Annotated in this window: 18 protein-coding genes; 5 read left to right on the plus strand and 13 right to left on the minus strand. The window is 55.5% G+C overall.

Translation table 11 applies throughout. The annotated features are described in order from the left end of the window. Positions 1–49 precede the first annotated feature (49 nt). From DPF_RS03060 to DPF_RS03110, 11 genes are all read right to left on the minus strand, one after another. Positions 50–1258 (minus strand): THUMP domain-containing class I SAM-dependent RNA methyltransferase, encoded by a 1209-nt coding sequence (locus DPF_RS03060; RefSeq protein WP_231702116.1) that lies wholly within the window; start codon positions 1256–1258, stop codon positions 50–52. 146 nt (positions 1259–1404) lie between these two features. Further along, positions 1405–2808 (minus strand): glutamate--tRNA ligase, encoded by a 1404-nt coding sequence (gltX, locus tag DPF_RS03065; RefSeq protein ID WP_069857400.1) that lies wholly within the window; start codon positions 2806–2808, stop codon positions 1405–1407. Positions 2809–3096: 288 nt separating this feature from the next. Next, positions 3097–3324, minus strand: coding sequence for a NifU family protein (locus tag DPF_RS03070; protein ID WP_069857401.1), 228 nt, complete (start codon positions 3322–3324; stop codon positions 3097–3099). 59 nt (positions 3325–3383) lie between these two features. Further along, positions 3384–3734 carry a ferredoxin-thioredoxin reductase catalytic domain-containing protein gene (locus DPF_RS03075; protein ID WP_069857402.1) on the minus strand — a complete coding sequence of 117 codons (351 nt, stop codon included), beginning with the start codon at positions 3732–3734 and terminating at the stop codon, positions 3384–3386. Continuing rightward, positions 3731–3982: a glutaredoxin family protein gene (locus DPF_RS03080; RefSeq protein ID WP_069857403.1), complete on the minus strand. Its 252-nt coding sequence runs from the start codon at positions 3980–3982 to the stop codon at positions 3731–3733. Before DPF_RS03080 ends, DPF_RS03075 begins: the two co-directional genes overlap by 4 nt. Next, on the minus strand, positions 3972–4742 hold the full coding sequence (locus tag DPF_RS03085) for a glycosyltransferase family 2 protein (protein WP_069857404.1): 771 nt from the start codon (positions 4740–4742) through the stop codon (positions 3972–3974). Before DPF_RS03085 ends, DPF_RS03080 begins: the two co-directional genes overlap by 11 nt. Before the next feature lie 87 nt (positions 4743–4829). Further along, complete coding sequence (locus tag DPF_RS03090; protein WP_069857405.1) at positions 4830–5975, minus strand: DegT/DnrJ/EryC1/StrS family aminotransferase; 1146 nt, start codon at positions 5973–5975, stop codon at positions 4830–4832. Beyond that, complete coding sequence (locus tag DPF_RS03095) at positions 5972–6391, minus strand: sugar 3,4-ketoisomerase (RefSeq protein ID WP_069857406.1); 420 nt, start codon at positions 6389–6391, stop codon at positions 5972–5974. Before DPF_RS03095 ends, DPF_RS03090 begins: the two co-directional genes overlap by 4 nt. Beyond that, positions 6388–6822 (minus strand): sugar 3,4-ketoisomerase, encoded by a 435-nt coding sequence (locus tag DPF_RS03100; RefSeq protein WP_069857407.1) that lies wholly within the window; start codon positions 6820–6822, stop codon positions 6388–6390. The genes DPF_RS03095 and DPF_RS03100 overlap by 4 nt, the downstream gene beginning before the upstream one ends. A 185-nt stretch (positions 6823–7007) precedes the next feature. After that, a complete protein-coding gene (tmk, locus tag DPF_RS03105) occupies positions 7008–7637 on the minus strand; it encodes a dTMP kinase (RefSeq protein ID WP_069857408.1) in 630 nt (209 codons plus the stop codon). Continuing rightward, positions 7613–8635: a 3'-5' exoribonuclease YhaM family protein gene (locus tag DPF_RS03110; protein WP_069857409.1), complete on the minus strand. Its 1023-nt coding sequence runs from the start codon at positions 8633–8635 to the stop codon at positions 7613–7615. Before DPF_RS03110 ends, tmk begins: the two co-directional genes overlap by 25 nt. A 215-nt stretch (positions 8636–8850) precedes the next feature. Between DPF_RS03110 and surE the strand changes: the two genes are divergently transcribed. The 5 genes from surE (at position 8851) to DPF_RS03135 (ending at position 15112) form a co-directional block, all read left to right on the plus strand. Beyond that, a complete protein-coding gene (surE, locus tag DPF_RS03115; RefSeq protein ID WP_069857410.1) occupies positions 8851–9657 on the plus strand; it encodes a 5'/3'-nucleotidase SurE in 807 nt (268 codons plus the stop codon). A gap of 133 nt (positions 9658–9790) precedes the next feature. Further along, positions 9791–10720 (plus strand): class II fructose-1,6-bisphosphate aldolase, encoded by a 930-nt coding sequence (fba, locus tag DPF_RS03120; protein ID WP_069857411.1) that lies wholly within the window; start codon positions 9791–9793, stop codon positions 10718–10720. Positions 10721–10978: 258 nt separating this feature from the next. Continuing rightward, entirely contained in the window at positions 10979–11950 is a 972-nt protein-coding gene (locus DPF_RS03125; RefSeq protein ID WP_069857412.1) for an ABC transporter ATP-binding protein, read from the plus strand. A gap of 83 nt (positions 11951–12033) precedes the next feature. After that, complete coding sequence (locus DPF_RS03130) at positions 12034–13008, plus strand: ABC transporter ATP-binding protein (RefSeq protein ID WP_069857413.1); 975 nt, start codon at positions 12034–12036, stop codon at positions 13006–13008. A gap of 109 nt (positions 13009–13117) precedes the next feature. After that, a complete protein-coding gene (locus DPF_RS03135; RefSeq protein ID WP_069857414.1) occupies positions 13118–15112 on the plus strand; it encodes a U32 family peptidase in 1995 nt (664 codons plus the stop codon). Positions 15113–15238: 126 nt separating this feature from the next. Here DPF_RS03135 and DPF_RS03140 read toward each other — a convergent pair whose 3' ends face one another. Together DPF_RS03140 and DPF_RS03145 are read right to left on the minus strand one after the other, a co-directional pair. Beyond that, positions 15239–17437 (minus strand): type IA DNA topoisomerase, encoded by a 2199-nt coding sequence (locus tag DPF_RS03140; protein ID WP_069857415.1) that lies wholly within the window; start codon positions 17435–17437, stop codon positions 15239–15241. 12 nt (positions 17438–17449) lie between these two features. Further along, positions 17450–18847 (minus strand): sigma-54-dependent transcriptional regulator, encoded by a 1398-nt coding sequence (locus DPF_RS03145; protein WP_069857416.1) that lies wholly within the window; start codon positions 18845–18847, stop codon positions 17450–17452. Positions 18848–18859: the final 12 nt, after the last annotated feature.

Genomic DNA, 18859 nt, shown 5'->3' on the forward strand with positions numbered 1-18859 from the left:
CTTCAACCGTCCCCTTTTTACAACCATGAGGTCCGGTTGCCTTGAAAGCTTATCTGGTAGGCGGTTTGGAGGCTTTTGGGGATGTGGCATAGATTGCGATCTTGATCAGCCTGCCGTCCAGGCCACCACTCTTGATGGCCTTTTTGAAGCTGGTACGCAAACCAATGGATTTGATGAGTTCGCGGTTCCCGCAATAGATGTAGGCGGTGGAATCCAGGCAGCGCTTTTTGAGGAAATCGCCCAGGTCCTTGTAGAATTTTTTGAGTTCCTCTTCTTTGCCCAGACGGATGCCGTAAGGGGGGTTGGTAATGATTGTCGTGCCCGAGAGATCCGGGATGGATCGGACATCCCGGGTGGTGAGCACGACCTGTGTGGCTGCCCCCAGAACGTTCAGGTTGGTTCGGGTGGCATGGATGGCCCGTGGATCCCGGTCGTTACCCCTGACAAGGCCGGAAGGGAGATCAATGATCTTTGAGTCGGCCTCGCTTTTGACCCTCTTCCAGATGGTCGGGGAAAATTCGGGCATGTGCTCGAATCCGAAATGGTTGCGCAGATATCCTGCAGGCATGTGTCGGGCGTGCATGACGGCTTCGCAAAGCAGGGTACCCGATCCGCACATGGGATCGCACAAGGGGGTGGTTCCGGTCCACTGGGACAAGCGTACCACCGCCGCTGCAACGGTTTCCTGCATGGGGGCGTCAACGGATTCCTGGCGATAGCCGCGCCGGTGCAGGGAGCCTCCTGAAAGTTCCAGACTGATGGTGGCGTGGTTTTCCCGGATATGCAGATGAAACCAGACATCCGGGGTTTTGGCGTCCACATTGGGCCTGGTGCCGGTTTTGTCCCGGAAAAAATCCACAATGGCGTCCTTGAGACACAGGGATGCGTAATGGGAGTTGTTGATGGCCGAACCCGAGACATGGCTGAACACGGCAAAGGTCTGATGGACCTTCATGAAATCCGACCAGTTGATGGCCCTGGCCCGTTTGTACAGATATTTGGTTGCGTGACAGGCAAAGGAGATCAACGGTGCATTGACTCTGGTGATGAGTCTGGACTGGTAGATGATCCGGTAGAGAGCCGGGGTATCTGCATGGAAAAAGAGTCCCCGAAAGGTGGTGGCAATATCCGTAGCGCCCAGTTCGGCAAGTTCCTGGGCACCCAGGGGTTCAAGACCGTCGGCGATTTGGGCGAAATAGCGGTGGGTGTTTTGATAGTCGTATATGGGCACAAAAAAGGGGGTTGTGGTTGAGGGCAAAGCCACGTCCAGGGGGTGCTGCCGTCATCCCGACATGCGCCGGGATGACGGCAGAAAAATCGGGCAAAGTGATAACTCGGATGGAATGGGGACGTGCCGGTTTCAATGTTGAGACAACGTATTCCCGGCGGTCTGGACACTGTTTCCTATTCTTCCGGTAATTCCATTGCCCGTTTCATACGGGCCAGGGTCTGTTCCTTGCCCAGGGCTTCCATGGTTTCGAAAAGACCGGGGCTTACGGTTTTACCTGTCAGGGCCACTCGAATGGGTTGAGCAATGGCCTTGAACTTGATGTTTTGATCCTCGAGGTACGCCGCGGCCACATTTTCCAGGGATTTCTGGTCAAAGGTGGGCAGGTTGGCAAACCGGGCATGCAGGTTGCGCAGGTGCTCCCGGTGTTCGGGCTTGAGGAATTTTCTGACCGCTTTGGGATCGTATTCAATGGCCTGGGCATCCAGGATGAAGAACAGTGCCTGGTCGGCCATTTCCTGCATGGTTTTGGCCCGTGGCTGATACAAGGGGATGATGGTTTTCAAAAAGTCCTTGTCCAGATCGGCGTATCCCATACGTTCAAAATGCCAGGCAAGGATATGGGCCAGCCGGTCAATATCCGCTTCCTTGATGTAATGGGCGTTGAGCCAATTAAGTTTGTCCATGTCGAACACGGATGCGGACTTGCCCAGGTGATCCGTGGAAAAATGTTCAATAAGCTCTTCCCGTGAGAAAATTTCCTGATCGCCGTGGGACCAGCCCAGTCTGGCCAGGTAATTGATCATGGCTTCGGGCAGATACCCCATGTCCCTGTAGACCATGACCGAGGTGGCGCCATGACGCTTGGAGAGCTTTTTCTTGTCCGGGCCAAGGATCATGGGCACGTGACCGAATTGGGGAACATCGAATCCCAGGGCCTTGTACAGGAGAACCTGTTTGGGGGTGTTGCTTTCGTGATCATCCCCCCGGATGATGTGGGTCACCTTCATAAGGGCGTCGTCCACCACCACGGACATGTGGTAGATGGGGCTTCCGTCGGCTCTGCGAATGATGAAATCGTCCAGTTCCTGGTTGTCCACGGCCACGGACCCCTTGATGAGATCCTCGTAGATGGTTTTGCCGGTGAGAGGGGTTTTGAACCGGACCACTCTTCCCGGGCCGGGTCCCAGGCCCCGTTCCCGACAGGTTCCGTCATATTTGGGCTTTCTGCCTTCTTTGCGTGCCTTGGTGCGCATGGCCTCCACTTGTTCGGGAGTACACTGGCAATAATAGGCATGCCCGGTTTCCAGAAGCTGGTCCACGTATTTGTTGTAGATGTCCGTGCGTTCGCTCTGAAAATACGGCCCCTGGTCCCAGTCCATGCCCAGCCAGGTCATGCCTTCGAGAATGGCATTGGTCATTTCCTGGGTGGATCGGGCACGGTCCGTGTCCTCGATGCGCAGGACAAAGGTGCCTTGCTGTTGCCGGGCAAGCAGCCAGTTAAACAGGGCGGTACGTGCACCGCCGATATGCAAAAAGCCAGTGGGGCTCGGGGGAAAACGGGTTACTAGGGGTTGCATGGTTGGGGTCTCCGGAATCCATAAGTAGATGGACGATGTTCGATACAAATAAAAATGCCGCTTGCAAGCGGGTTGTGATACCTGGTGCCGTCCCGGGCGTGATCCGGGTTTGTGCCTGGGCCATCAAGGGTCTTGGAAATGGATGCTCAAGACCGCCAAGTAGACGGTGTGTACCGACATGGGATGAAGCACCGGCCATGTGGGTACCGGTGCTGCTTCTGGCATGACACGGGGGATAGACGCCAGGGGGGTAACGCATTGCAGGAAGTTGTTCGTTCCGACAATGTGTTATGCGGATTCGACAGCCTTGATTTCGGGAATTTCCTTGAGCAGGAATTTTTCGATCCCCTGCTTGAGGGTCATCTGGGACATGGGGCAGCCCTTGCAGGCGCCCTGAAGGCGGACCTTGACCACGCCGTCCTGGGTCAGTTCCACAAATTCCACATCTCCGCCATCGGCCTGCAGGGCAGGGCGGACCTGTTCCAGTGCCTGCTGTACTCTTTCCTTGAGTTCCATGAGTTTGTCTCCTTGAATGGGTGAAGCACGTCCTTAAAGAGCGGATACGGACGTGTCAATCAATCCTCGATGCCCAGTCCTGCGAGTACCCGTGCAGGGTCCCTGCGTTCGGGTACTGTTTCGTGGGGGATGGCTTCGTTGTTCCAGGCCTCGGACACGTACAAACCGCAAAAGCAGGCCCCGTATTCCTCCACATCCTTTGAACGGTATTCACACGGGCACAGGATGTCCTTGTCCTTGTGATAATCGCCCGAGGCCAGTCGGCACGGACAGGCCATGTAGCCGTAACGCTCCTTGTTCACCAGCAGGCTGTCAAGAAGGGCCATGACCATTTCCTTGTCCTTATTGAAAAAATAGCCCTTGGATTCCTGAAATTTCTTGAGCTGTTCGTAGAGTTGTTCCGCGTTCATGCGTCAAGGGCCTCCTTGATTTCATCCTTTTTGTATCCCACAATGACCTTATCACCGATGCACAGGGTGGGAAAGGACAGGTTCGGATTGAGCTTCTTGATCTCTTCGATAACCTTGACGCGTTCCTCTCCTTCCAATTTGTCCACATAACAGCAATCGTAGTCGGTATCGTTGTCGTCCAGGAATTGCCTGGTATTCTTGCAATGGATGCATGTGGACAGGGCATAGAGTTTGACATCATGTTTCATGATCCGACTCCTGTTGCGGTTTGGGTTCGTCAATGCGGATATATTTATGGAAGGCATAAAAAAAGGCGTGCACTGCCAGGATGAATCCTGCCTTGCCATCAAGAAAGCCTCGTTTGATAATATACTGCTTGAGAAATTTGCCCACCCCATGGCTCATTCCCTTGGCCAGGGAGCCTGAAACTCCGCGTCGGGCCAGTTCATCTGCTGCCGTTTGGGTGTAGGAATTGATTTTGGCCAGATGTTCGGCAAGGTTCCTGTAAGGGTAGTGGATAATGTCCCCGGACAGCGTTGCTGTTTCCCCTCGGGGATGGATTTCCTCGTGGGGCAGGGTGCCCAGGATTTCCACGGCCTCGGGCCTGAACAGTCTGAGCAGGTGATCCGGGTACCATCCGCTATGCATGATGAACCGGTCGTAATAAAAGGATCGTCTGGACAGAAAGAATCCGGTGCACGCTCCGGGATGATCAAGTGTCTTTTGCACATTGGCCCGCAGCTCCGGGGAAAGGTATTCGTCCTGGTCCAGAGTGATCACCCACGGGGTCGTAACCTTGGTGAATCCGAATTGCAGCTGGGCGATCATGCCTTCAAAGGGATGAAAAACAATCTCGGCACCGGCTGCACGGGCAATGTCCCGGGTCCTGTCCGTACTCCCCGAGTCGATCACCAGTATATGGTCACAGAAATCCAGACTGGCAAGGGTTTTTTCCAGAAGTCGTTCGCCGTTGAAGGTGCAGATGAGTGCGGTTATTGGTTCGGACATGGGTAGGTATGCAGGATGCGGGATAAAGTGTGCATGAAAATAATATTTTGACCATGATGCCGTAAGGGCTGTTCCCGGGTCGGAACATCATGGCTGGTCAAAGGCGTTGATGCAGGTGATGACATGTTGGATTTCTTTCTGGGTGATGGTCGGTCCCATGGGCAGACTCAGGATTTCCCGGTGTATGGACTCGGTAATGGGCAGGGAGTGGGATGACCATGCTGCATACGCCTTTTGCAGGTGCGGGGGAATGGGGTAGTGAATCAGGGTCTGAATGTGGTTGTTTTCCAGATGGGCTCTCAGCGCGTCCCGGTGCTTTGTCCTGATGGTAAAAAGATGGAATACATGGGAATCATCTCCCGTGTCCATGGGCAGGTTGATCCCGGGATGGGAAATGCCCTGCATATAGGCCCGGGCTGCCATGCGTCGTTTTTGTGTGTCCTCGTCCAGGTGGGCGAGTTTGACCCGAAGCAGGGCTGCCTGCATTTCGTCCAGCCGGGAATTGATTCCGGCAACCTCGTTGATGTATTTTTTGTGCGAGCCGTAATTGCCCAGCGCCCGGACCATGGCGGCCAGGGCTGGATCATTTGTTGTCACGGCCCCTGCATCACCCAGGGCACCCAGGTTTTTGCCCGGATAGAAGCTGAATCCTGCAGCATCGCCGAAACTTCCGGCCCGTTGTCCGTTGCGGCAGGCGCCGTGGGCCTGGGCCGCATCTTCAATGACCTTGAGCTGGTAGGTGGCAGCGATGGCGTTGATGGCCTCCATGGGAGCTAGACGGCCATAGAGATGCACGGGCATGATTCCCTTGATCCGATCGATGGGAAATGTCTCTGATGTTCCAGGAATGCAGCCTGATTCAAGGAAGTTCCTGGCCGATTGGGGATCCAGATTGCAGGTTGCCGGGTCCGGTTCCACCAGAATGGGAGTCAGACGGTTTTCCGTAATGGCCAGGATGGTGGCAATATAGGTGTTGGCCGGAACGATGATTCCGTCTCCCTCGTTCATGACGCCCATTTCCATGTAGGCCCGCAGAATGAGAGTCAGGGCGTCCAGGCCGTTCCCAACACCAATGGCATGGGAAACTCCGCAAAAGGCGGCAAATTCGTTTTCAAAGGCCTGGACTTCCCGGCCCTGGATGTACCAACCCGAATCAATGACGCGGGTTGCGGCGGCTATAAGTTCGTCACGATAGACCTGGTTGACGGATGCAAGGTCGAGGAAAGGAATCATGATTGTGCCTGTTTGCGTTTCAGAAAGGTCTCGTAATTGCGCACATATTCGTGCTCATCATAGGGAAGGGAGGCCAGAACCAGACAGATGGCTCCCGAGGAAAAATGGATCAGTTCCCGCCAGATCATCCGGGGGACGTAGAGCCCGTAATAGGCCCGCTCCAGGCGGACCGTTTTCTTGCGTGTGCCGTCATCCAGAATCACGTCAAAGGCTCCCATGACGCAAACGATGAGCTGTTGTAGCTGCTTGTGGGCATGTCCGCCCCGGTTCATGCCCCCGGGCACATCGTACAGGTAATAGGTCCTGGCGATGTCAAAGGGGATGTGGACCTGATTGTAGATGGGAGTAAGCGATCCCCTGGTGTCATAGAACCGGTCCAGCTTGATCAGTTTGCAATCATCAATGGTCGTGCTCATGATCCGGTCCTGTTGAGGGTCTTGAATTTTTCAAAGTCGCGAATGTAATCCTTCTGGTCATAAGGATGGGAGGCCAGGATAAGGGCGACCGCATTGGTGGAAAAGTTCTGCATTCTGCGCCAGATCATGCTCGGGATGTAGAGCCCGTAATAGGCCCTGTTCAGACTGACGGTCTTCTGGGTCGAGCCGTCATGAAGATAGACATCAAAACTGCCGGACAAGGCAATGATGCACTCCTGCTGATTTTTGTAAGCGTGTCCCCCGCGTTTGCCGCCGCCCGGGACATCGTAGATCCAGTAGGCTCGGCTGATGGCAAAGGGAATGTGATGTTCCTGTTCCACAAAGGTCAGGTTTCCCCTGGGATCGGTGATTTTGGGGAAGGTGAGGATGCTGACGTCGTGGATGGTCCGTATGGGGATGCTTGGTCGCATTGCGTCTCATGGGTCATGATGGATACGAGGAGGCCGACCGGAAAGAGGTCATCCGAAAAACACCTCTTGGCGCATGACCATACGCCATTTGAAAATGCAGGGTATGTTGCTGGTTTGTTCGTGAGCCACACTGGACCGTTTTTGGGATGGTCACACGTACAAACCGGCTTTTGTCGTGTTGTATCTCAGAGCATGGCGTCAATGGCTTCCTTGATGGCGTCAAAGGTTGCTTCCACAGAGCCGGTGGCGTCAATGACCACGAATCGTTCCCGGTTGAGGGCTGCCCATGTGAGATAGCCTTCGCGAACCCGGGAATGGAAAGCCAGACTTTCGGCTTCGAATCGGCCTTCTGTTGCATGCTTGTTTTCCTGGATATTACGGGTCAGGGCGCGTTTGAGGCCGATTTCCGGGTCAAGATCCAGAAGCAGGGTCAGATCGGGCCAGGTGGCGTCCACGGCCACTTCGTTCAGCTGGTGGAGCAGTTTGGGATCAAGCCCGCGTCCGTATCCCTGGTAGACAACCGTGGAATCGGCAAACCGGTCGCATAGCACCACCTCACCCCGTTCAAGGGCGGGGCGGATCACCGATGACACATGTTGGGACCTGTCAGCCAGGTAGAGAAACAATTCCGTCAACCCGGTAATGTCACTGTTCTTGGGGTCCAGGAGGATCTGGCGCAGGGTCGTTCCCAGGGTCGATCCTCCGGGTTCCAGGGTGGAGGTGACTGTCATGCCCTTGGCCTGGAGATAGTCACGGATCATCCTGCTTTGGGTCGACTTGCCGCAGCCTTCTATACCTTCAAGGGTAATGAACATTGGTCTTCCTTTGTTTTGGGACCCTTGCGAGTCGTTTTTTCCGGTTGCGGGGTTCTGACCGGGACATAAAGATCGCGTTCCAGACTGCGTTGGTATCCCGACCAGTTGTTGGTGTCGGTCTGTTCCAGGGCATGGTCCATGGTGTTCATCTTGGCATCCAGATTGTCGGCCATATGCAGGACCATGGCCTCGTGGGTCATGGGCAGTTTGGGAGATCCGTACTCATACTGGCCGTGGTGGCTCAGGATGAGGTGTTTGAAATGAAGGATCAATCCCTCGTCAAGATCGGATTTGTTCAAAAACGGAGCAAGAACTTCCAGACCCAGGTGGATGTGACCCAGAAGTTTGCCCGGTGATGTGTATTCCCGGGAAATGCCGTGGCTGATTTCATAAGCCTTGCCCAGGTCATGGAAGACGGCCGCCACCAGGAGAATGTCCCGATCCAGAGACGGGTAGAGATCGCTCATGGCCCGGCATGCCTTGAGCACACCAAGGGTATGCTCCAGAAGTCCACCAAGGTACGCATGGTGGATGGTTTTCCCGCCGGGTGCGGTCAGAAAGGCTTGGCGAATGGCCTGATCCTTGAGAATCTTCCTGTACAATTTTTTCCACGCCGGATGGACAACTTCCGTATGGAGGATGGTTTCGATTTCCTCGAGAATCTCGTGGGGAGGCGTGGTAGAGCAGGGCACAAATGCTGACCGGTCGATTTCGAGAGGATCAAGAACCTCCAGGGTTTTGATGTTCGCCTGGAGCTGATCCTTGAAGGTGCTGACCCTGCCCTGGACGCGTACAAATTGTTCGGCGGTCAGGCCTTCGTAATTCTGACTGGCAGGGAACCATATTTTGGCTTCCATGGTGCCGGATTTGTCCTGCAGGGTTAGTTGCCAGTAGGGGCCGTTCTTGGCCTGGTTCATTCGAGCCGCCGCCAGAGCGAAAATATCGTCAAATGACGTCTGGTCCTGGAGATCGCTGATATAGGTTTTCTTTTCCATCATCGATATTGCCAAGGCACAGGGGTTTGGGTATGTGCCCGGCGTATGTGCCTTTTCACCGGAACACGGATTTGTCCGTATACGGCTTCACGCCGGGCAAGTCCAGCATGGGGACACGGGATAAGGGGCGGGCATGCGCGAAGCTGTATGTCTGATGCACAGGTTGGAAGTTCCGGGCCACCCGGTCCTGTTTGTTTTTTCCATCACAGAGACGTTTTATGCATATTTTATTGACCAACGACGACGGCATCAGAAGCCCGGGTTTGCGGGCCCTGTATGCGGCCATGATCCGGGACGGCCACCGGGTTTCCGTGGTGGCTCCCATGACCGAACAGAGCGCCGTGGGGCATTCGGTGACCTTTTTTTCTCCTCTTCGGGTCAAGGAGGTTGTGGAACCGGAATTTACAGGCCTGGGCGTTTTTGGCACTCCTGTGGATTGTGTCAAACTGGCTTTGACCACCCTGCTGGACACACCTCCTGATCTGATCCTTTCGGGCATCAATAACGGGGCCAACGTGGGCGTGGATGTCCTGTATTCGGGCACGGTTTCCGCGGCAACCGAAGGGGCCCTGGCCGGATTGCCAGCCCTGGCCGTGTCCATAGATGATTTTTCTCCCCGGGATCTTTCGGCCCATGCCGCATTTGTGAGGAAATTCCTCGCCGGCAATCAGTGGAAACGCGTTCCTCCCAAATGCGTTTTGAACCTGAATTTCCCGGCCATTGATCTGGCCGACTCCCCGGGTCTTCGGGTCTGTTCCCAAACCGTGGCCGTGTATCGGGACGGGTATGACGTCCGTAATGATCCCAGGGGACGGCCTTATTACTGGCTGACCGGGGAAATTCCGCCCGAGGAGGTGGCACCGGGAACGGACCGTGATCTGTTGAGCCGGGGGTATGTGACATTGACCCCCTTGAGCTTTGATCTTACCAACTGGGAGTTTTTGGAAACCCTTGAAACCATGCTTGCTGATGAAGACGAAACCTTCAGCAGCAAGCGTCTCCATTCCAATCAATCGAAATCATGATGTTTTGGTGCGAAGAGCGCGTCCCTTGAGGCTGCCCTTTGCACATTGATCGTTTGTACGCAACGAATGCCCGCATGCTCCGCGGGCAGACAAGGTTTGATCCGTTCAACTCGATATCTTCAAGGAGGAATACATGCCCCTGACAACACCCAAGAACATGTTTGATCGTGCTTATAAGGAAGGGTTTGCTGTTGGCGCTTTCAACGTCAACAACATGGAAATCATCCAGGGCATCATGGCGGCCTGTGACGAGGAAAGGTCTCCGCTCATTCTTCAGGTTTCCGCAGGTGCCAAAAAATACGCCGGGCTCGTGTACATCCGCAAGCTGGTCGAGGCGGCTGTTGCGGACAAGGATCTGCCCGTGGTGCTCCATCTGGACCATGGCGCCAATTATGAAATCTGCAAGGAAGTCATTGATGCCGGATTTTCTTCGGTCATGATCGATGGTTCCCATCTGCCCTTTGAGGAAAATATCGCCGAGACCAAAAAGGTGGTCGAATACGCCCATGACAAGGGTGTCTGGGTCGAGGCTGAGCTGGGTCGTCTGGCCGGAATGGAAGAGCACGTGTATTCGGAGAAATCCATCTACACCGATCCGGATGAGGCCGTGGAGTTTGTGGAGCGTACCGGATGCGATTCCCTGGCCATTGCCATCGGTACCAGCCACGGGGCGTACAAGTTCAAGATGGACGCCGAGCCCGAACTTGATTTCGAACGACTGGATACCATTGCCTCCCGCATGCCCGGCTATCCCATTGTTCTTCACGGTGCGTCCTCGGTTCCCCAGGAATTTGTCACGGAATGCAACGCCTACGGTGGCCAGGTGGAAGGCGCCAAGGGGGTTCCCGAAGCCCTGTTGCGCAAGGCCGCATCCAAGGCCGTGTGCAAGATCAATATTGATACGGATATTCGCTTGGCCATGACCGCCGCCATCCGTAAGTCGCTTGCGGATAATCCCACCAATTTCGACCCCAGAAAATACCTTGGTCCGGCACGAGAGGCGGTCAAGAATATGGTCGCTCACAAGATCAGGCACGTGCTCGGGTCCTCCAACAAAATCTAGTTCCGCCGGTTCGGCACGGACTTCCGGTTGTCGGGAGCCAAAATGGCCCACACGCCTGTCTGGAGTATTTGGGGAAGGTGTGTGGGCCACGTGTTCTGGGTGGTGTCGTCATGCAATGTATGCTCAAAGACACCACCTGGACGCAATGGGCCGACATCGCCTTGTTGCAAGTCGCATCGAAAACCTCTATTCCTTCATCCATCCTGTTTTTTCTGCCTGTATTCTTGAGCCTGCATTCCGGCATTCGGGTCAAACGTCATGGGTTCCCTTCTTCACGTCAATGCCTTGAGTACGCATATTTTTTCCTCACGGGGAATCGCCAAACCCGTGGATCGGGTCACCCTGCATCTTGATGAGGGAAAGACCCTCGGGATTGTTGGTGAATCAGGGTGCGGCAAGTCCATGCTCGCGTTATCCCTCATGGGTATTGTGCCCTATCCTCCGGCCAAGGTGGTCGGGGGGGAGATCTTTTTCAAGGGCAGGGACCTCTTGAAGCTGTCGGAACGGGCCATGCAGAATATTCGCGGGCGGGACCTGGCCATGATTTTTCAGGAGCCCATGACCTCCCTCAATCCTGTTTTTCGGGTTGGGGATCAGATAGCCGAGACCGTGCGCCATCATCTGGGCATGAGCAAGAAGCAGGGGCTGGACAGGGCCGTGTCCCTGCTTGGGCAGGTGGGCATCTCCTCTCCGGAACGGCGGATCATGGATTTTCCCCATCAGATGAGCGGGGGGATGCGCCAGCGGGTCATGATTGCCATGGCATTGGCCTGCAATCCATCTCTGCTTGTGGCTGACGAGCCAACAACCGCCCTGGATGTGACCATTCAGGCCCAGATTCTGAAACTCATCCGGTCCCTGCGATCCGAATACGGGACATCTGTCATCCTGATCACCCATGATCTGGGTGTGGTTGCGGAAAATTGCGATCATGTGGCCGTCATGTACGCCGGAATCATGATGGAGATGTGCACGGTGGGAGATCTTTTTGCCGATCCGCTTCATCCGTATACCAAGGGACTCATGGCCTGCGTTCCCAGGATCGACGACACCAGTGGTCGGAAATTGGCGACCATCCCCGGGGTTGTGCCGGGGCTTCTTGATTTGCCCGCAGGATGTCCCTTTTCCAACCGTTGCAACAGGGTTTTTGATCGCTGTCTTGCCGAGCGTCCCCCACGGCTTTTTCCCCTCAGGGGGCACATGGTCCGGTGTTGGTTGTATGACCGATGAGGGGCTTGGGATATTCAAACCTGCTTCGTGGAGTGCGAGTGGGTGGGTCGGTTTGCTTGAATTCATAACAAAGGTTGCAGGGTGTGTCTGTCCCGTTTCTTGAATTGAAGAATTTGACCCGGGATTTTGAGGTCAGAACAAGCAGGCTGCCTGCGCGCACGACGTTGCTTCGGGCCGTGGATCATGTTTCCCTGCACGTGGATCAGGGCCAGACCCTGGGTTTGGTGGGCGAATCCGGGTGCGGGAAATCCACCCTGGGGCAGATGGTGGTCGGGCTTGTGCCGCCCACCCGGGGGGATGTGTGCTTGCAGGGCAGACCCCTTTGGGATTCGGGCAGCTATGAAGAACCGCATGTTCGGCGCAAGATCCAGATGATTTTTCAGGACCCGTCGTCGTCGCTCAACCCCAGGATGCGGGTTAAAAAGATCATTGGCGAGGGGCTCGACATTCATCGCATGGGTTCTCGTGCGCAACGGACTGCGCGTGTTGCCGCTCTCATGGAGATGACCGGCATCCTGCCCGAGCACGGAAACCGGTATGCCCACGAGTTCAGCGGAGGCCAGCGTCAGAGGATTTCCCTTGCCCGGGCCTTGAGCCTTGATCCCCAACTGATCGTGTGCGATGAGCCGGTTTCCGCTCTGGACGTTTCCATTCAGGCCCAGATTCTGAATCTGCTCGTTGACTTGCAAAAGAATCTCGGGCTGACCTATATTTTCATTTCCCATGATCTGGCCGTGGTCAGGAAGGTCAGCCATCGTGTTGCGGTCATGTATCTTGGCCGTATCGTGGAAATCGCCGATGGCAATGATCTGTATGAAAATCCCTGTCACCCCTATACCAGGGCGCTGCTTGCGGCCGTGCCCCGACCCGATCCCCGCAGAGGTGTGCCAAAAATCGCTCTTGCTGGCGAGATTCCAAGTCCCCTTGCTCCGCCGTCGGGATGCGTGTTCCATCCCAGGTGCCCCCGGGCCATGGATATCTGTTCCCGGAACATTCCCGGGGACATGGAAGTCGGGCCAGGCCATCACGTGAAATGTTTTCTGTTCAAAACCGTCTGATACAAGTTCCTACGCATGGGGAACATCTTTGTTGCGATCCCGCGTAGAGACATCTCTTGTTTGCCTTGTTGCACCTTCAATCCGCCGGACATGACGGCGACGAGATACCATGACCAACCAAGAACGACCCATTGAAATCCTGGCTCCGGCCGGGGGCAGGGAGAGCTTTCTGGCTGCAGTGGCAGCCGGTGCCGATGCCGTGTACTGCGGGCTGAAAAATTTTTCCGCACGCATGGAGGCGGACAATTTCGCCCTGGGCGAGCTGGCCGGGTTGACCGAATTGGCCCATACCAAGGGGGTTCGGGTGCACATTGCCCTGAACACCATGCTCAAGAACAGCGAGCTCGACCGCACTGGCAGGATGATCGACCGATTACAGCGGTTCGTGCACCCCGACGCCCTGATCATCCAGGACCCTGGCGTGGCAGCATTGGCTCGTCAGGCCGGATATACGGGCGAACTCCATCTTTCCACCCTGGCCAATTGCAGTTTTCCTGCCGGGCTTTCTCTGGTGCGGGAGCACCTGCACATTGATCGGGTGGTCGTGCCCAGGGAATTGACCATCGATGAACTCAAACAGATGGCTGCTGCCTGTCCGCCCGATCTTGATCTGGAAATTTTCGTACACGGGGCCTTGTGTTATGCGGTCTCAGGTCGGTGTTACTGGTCCAGTTTTCTGGGAGGGCGCAGCGGGCTTCGGGGACGGTGCGTGCAGCCCTGTCGGAGGATGTACGATCAGGCGGGAAGCAAGGACCGGTTTTTTTCCTGTCGGGATCTGGGTTTGGACGTGCTTGTGCGTCCCGTGGCGAGCATCCCCCAGGTGCGTTCCTGGAAGATCGAGGGGCGCAAGAAGGGGCCGCATTATGTGTTTTACACGGTAAAAGCCTATCGCCTTCTCAGGGATCACGGGAATGAACCGGCCAGCCGCAAGATGGCCCTGGAACTTTTGGGCATGGCCCTTTCCCGCAAGACTTCGCATTATGCTTTTTTGTCCCAGCGCAAGGTTGTGCCCATTGTTCAGAACGAGGATACGGGTTCCGGTTTGTTTATGGGCACTGTGCAGGGCGGAGGGCGCAGGGTGTGGTTTTCGCCCAGGGCAAGGCTTTTGAGTGGGGATCTTTTGCGTATCGGATACGAGGATCAGCCCTGGCACAGAACCCTGCGTATCCGTCGGGCCGTGCCCAAGAAGGGGAGGCTGGATATTCCTTGTGGCGAAGGTCGGCCCGCTCCCAAAGGCAGTCCGGTATTCCTCATTGATCGTCGGGAACCCGAGCTGTCCAAGCTGATTTCCGAACTGGGCAAGGAGTTGCAGTCAATCCCGCACCAGGAGATCGAAAGTTCGGATTTCAGGGTCAAACCTCCCAAGGTCTGGAGGCCTGTCCGGGTAAAAGGGAGGCAGGGTAACACCACGGAACTGCGCGTGTTCCGCCAGTTGCCCACTGTGGAGCGCAAGGGGCCTCCCATGGGCACCTGGGTTGTTCCCGGCCAGGAGCGTAAGATCCCCCGTGCCCTGGTAGCCAGAACCTGGTGGTGGCTCCCTCCTGTTATATGGCCTGACAGGGAAAAGGTGTGGGAACAGGCAGTGACTTCGCTGGTCAACCGGGGGGCCCGGACGCTCGTTGTCAACGCCCCCTGGCAGATGGGGCTGTTCGAGGCATCAATGAACTGTCGGATCTGGGCGGGACCGTTTTGCAATATCGCCAATCCTCTGGCCATACAGGCCCTCAAGGATCTTGGAGCAGCCGGGGTCATTGTCAGTCCCGAGCTTGCAGGACCCGATTTTCTGGCCCTGCCTGGACGATCACCCTTGCCCCTGGGTGTGGTTATAAACGGCATCTGGCCCTTGTGCATCTCACGGATCAAGGCCACGCATCTCAAATCGGGCGAACCCTTTACCAGTCCCAAGAGAGAATCCGCCTGGACAGTCAGTTATGGCGATCTTTTCTGGACCTTTCCCAATTGGTTCCTGGATATCCGTGAAAAAAAGCAGGAATTGATCAAGGCCGGATATCAGCTTTTTGTTCACATGCGTGAACGGATACCCAAAAATGTGGAGATCAAGGACAGGCCCGGCCTCTGGAATTGGGATCTGAAATTGCTGTAGACTTCCCTTGTTCGCGACGTTCATTCTTTGCGAAGCAAAACAAAGCCCTGCCGGAAATATTTATTTCCGGCAGGGTATTTTGTTGGCTGATAGCGTGACGCATCGTGATGTGGTTTGATGGAAACTTCATGGAGACGGTTTGGCATCCCCTGGCTCGTCTGCTTGTGCTGCAACCTGCTGTCTGACTTTGGCAGTGGCAGACCGGTTGTTGGTCTGCATGTCTACTTTGACACGTCCTTGTTGCAGGATCAGCCGCGCTTCATATTTTTTCCCGTCCCTGGTTTCAAGCTTCAATGCGTTGGAAGTGATTTCCTTGGTGAGCAATTCTTTGACCTGGGTTTTGTTGATCTTCCCGCCGAACATATTTTTCCAGATGGTGAATCTGCACCCCCCGTTGGCCTCGCGCCAGTTGATGCATCCATAGGCTTTGGAGTTTTCAACCACATCCCCTCCGCACTTAGGGCATTTCCCAAGGGATGTCTTGCCGGGTGGCAGTGTGGCCGGGGTGGTGGCGAATTTCCTGTTGCGCAGGTTTTCCACGCCCTGGCGTACCATGTTTTTGATCCTGCCCATGAATTGAGGATAGGTTATGTTGCCATGCTCCATGGTCTTGAGTTCTTGTTCCCATGAACCGGTCAATTCCGGAGAAACCAGATCGGGCAAAGACGCTTCAACGGTTTCAACCACATGGCAGCCCTTGTCCGTGGCCATGAGTTTTTTACCCTGTTTGGTCACGTAGTTTCTGCTGATAAGGGTTTCGATGATCTGAGCGCGGGTGGCCGGCGTGCCCAGTCCCCGCTCCTTGAGGGCTTCCTGCAGTTCTTCGTTGTCCACCAGCTTGCCCGCTGTTTCCATGGCTCCAAGCAGGGATGCGTCCGTAAAATGGGCAGGCGGCTTGGTGGTGTGTTTGACCGGTCCAACCTCGCGAACCTTGATGGGATCTCCCTTGGCAACTCCTGGAAGGGGATTGTCCTTGGCTGTTCGCCAGGGTTCAGCCACGAACCATCCCCGGTCCTTGAAGATTTTACCCGTGGCCTTGAAGGGTTCGGTCTCCACCAGAATCCAGACCTGGGATGTCAAAAAGGTGCAGTCGGGGAGAAACGCGGCCATGGTTCTGCGGCAGACCATTTCGTAGATGTTCCATTGATCCGGGGAGAGCTGTTCACGTACGGCAGGTTTTTTCGTCGGGATGATGGCGTGGTGGTCCGAGACCTTCTTGTCGTTGACGCAGGCAAATTTTTTGGTGGCCGCCTTGATCCGTTCGGCTGCAAGGGTGCTGATTTCCTGGAAATGAGGGTATATGGCCCGCAGGTGGTCCAGAATTTCGTTATATACTTCGGTGGTCAGATAGCGCGAATCGGTTCTCGGATAGGTGAGAATTTTCTTGGATTCATAGAGTTCCTGGGCGATTTCCAAAACCCTTTTGGCCGACAATCCGAACCGTGTATTTGCCTCACGCTGCAGGGTGGTCAGATCAAAGGGCAGAGGCGGACGCTGACGTCCCCGGGTACTTGAGACCGATTCCACCATGCCCTGTTTGTCTGTACACTGTTTGGCCAATTCCTTGGCATGATCCTCTTCCCATAGCTTGTTGTCTTTGCGTTTGGGCGGGGCGAACCAGACGCCCTTGAAGGGTTCGTCTTCCTGTCCGAACATCCCTTCGATGGTCCAGTAGTTCTGGGGCTTGAAGTTTTCGATGGCCTTGCGACGGTCCACAAGGAGTTTCAGGACTGGTGACTGGACCCTTCCCACCGTGACCAGACCACCGGTCTTGACCGTGAAGAGTCGGGAAAAATTCATGCCCACCAGCCAGTCGGCCTCGGCCCGGGCAAAGGCGGCCAGTCCCAGATTGCGTTTGTCCTCGCCGGGGACAAGGTTGGCCAGGGCCTTTTTGAGGCCGGCCTCGGTCATGTCGTTGGCCCAGAGGCGCTTGATGGGCTTGGTACATCCAGCCGTCAGATAAATGCGTCTGAAGATGAGTTCACCTTCGCGTCCGGCGTCTGTTGCATTGATGATGTCCGTGATGTCGTCGCGTGCCATGAGGGATTTGACAATGGCGAACTGGTCCCTGGTCTGGTCGAGTACGGTCAGGGTAAACCGCTCCGGGATCATGGGCAGCTGTTGCAATGACCATTGTTTACCCCAATCCGGGTTCTGATCGCCGGGTTCGGCGATATTCACCAGATGGCCAACAGCCCAGGTGATCACGTAGCGATTGTCTTCAAGATACCCCTGACCGCGTCCCCGGAGACCGAGAACCTTGGCGATTTCCCTGGCCACAGAGGGTTTTTCCGCAAGGATGAGTGATTTGCTGGTTTGGTTCATGAATGGGGAAGGTTATTTTCTGAAATCCCTGGCCGAGATATCCATACGTCGCAAAATTTTTTGCAGGGAGACCCGTCCCAAACCGCTTTGCCTGGCCGCTTCGGAAATATTGCCCGAAGTCTTTTCCAGAAGGTCGGTCACATAGGTGCGGGTGAATTGGTTGAGGACATCGGCCTTGGCCTGCTTGTACGGCGTGATGCCGGTTGGGTGGTCCGTGGGCAGGTTGCCGGTTCCCTCAACCAGGGAGACCGAGGACATGGTGATCCGTTTTCCCCGGGAAAACAAAACCAGCCTGCGGATGAAATTGATCAGTTCACGGACATTGCCCGGCCAGGTTTTGGTTGCAAGATAGGAAAGAACGTCGGGATCGATCTCTTTTTCCTCAATGGACATTTCCCGACACGTTCTGAGAATGAAAAACTGGACCAGAAGCGGAATGTCCTGGCTTCGTTCACGCAGGGGAGGGACGTCAATGGTCAGGACGTTGAGCCGGTAAAAGAGGTCTTCGCGAAACGCACCATCGTGGATTTTGTGTTCCAGGTCCTGATTGGTGGAGGCCAGGATGCGCACGTCCACCTTGGTCGGGGTTGTGGAACCAACAGGTCGGATTTCCCTTTCCTGGATAGCCCTGAGCAGTTTGGTCTGGATGGTTGGGTCGATGTCCCCGATTTCGTCCAGCAGAAGGGTAGAGTTGTCCGCACTCAAGAACAGGCCCTTGCTGGAAGCGTCCGCGCCGGTATAGGCCCCTTTGGTATGTCCGAAAAGTTCACTTTCCAGAAGTTCCGAAGGAATGGCCGGGCAGTTGACCGTAACCATGGGCCGTTTGGCGCGTGGCGAGAGCCTGTGGATCATTCGCGCTACCAGTTCCTTGCCTACGCCTGATTCTCCACGAATGAGAACCGTATAATTGGTCTGGGCCACCGTGGCGATGGTCTCCCGGAGTCGAGCCATGACCCTGCTCTGTCCAATAAGGGATGGGGACAGGGGCCGGGATTTGGTCAGAGATTTGAGTTCGACATTCTCGCACAAAAGGCGGTTGCGTTCCAGTCCCCTTTCTACCACGCGAAAGAACACTTCGTTGTCCAGGGGTTTGAGCAGAAAATCGTACGCCCCGGATTTGAGGGTTTTGACTGCGGTCTGAACATCGCCGAATGCGGTCATGATGACCACGCTGAGGTTCGGATCAATGGCCAGCACCCGGGTGAGGAGTTCATCTCCGGTCATGGAAGGCATGCGCAGGTCCGTCAGCATGAGCGAAATCCGACGGTTTTCCAAAATGGAAAGTGCCCGGGTGCCGGAATCGGCATCAATACACCTGCATGCGGGAAATCTTTGCCCGAGCAATCGGCAGAGGCCCCGGGAAAAGTCTTTTTCGTCGTCAACAATGAGAATGGTTTGGGGTTCTGGCATGGGAAAGACGAT

The organism is Desulfoplanes formicivorans (assembly GCF_001748225.1).
Taxonomy (GTDB): Bacteria; Desulfobacterota; Desulfovibrionia; order Desulfovibrionales; family Desulfomicrobiaceae; genus Desulfoplanes; species Desulfoplanes formicivorans.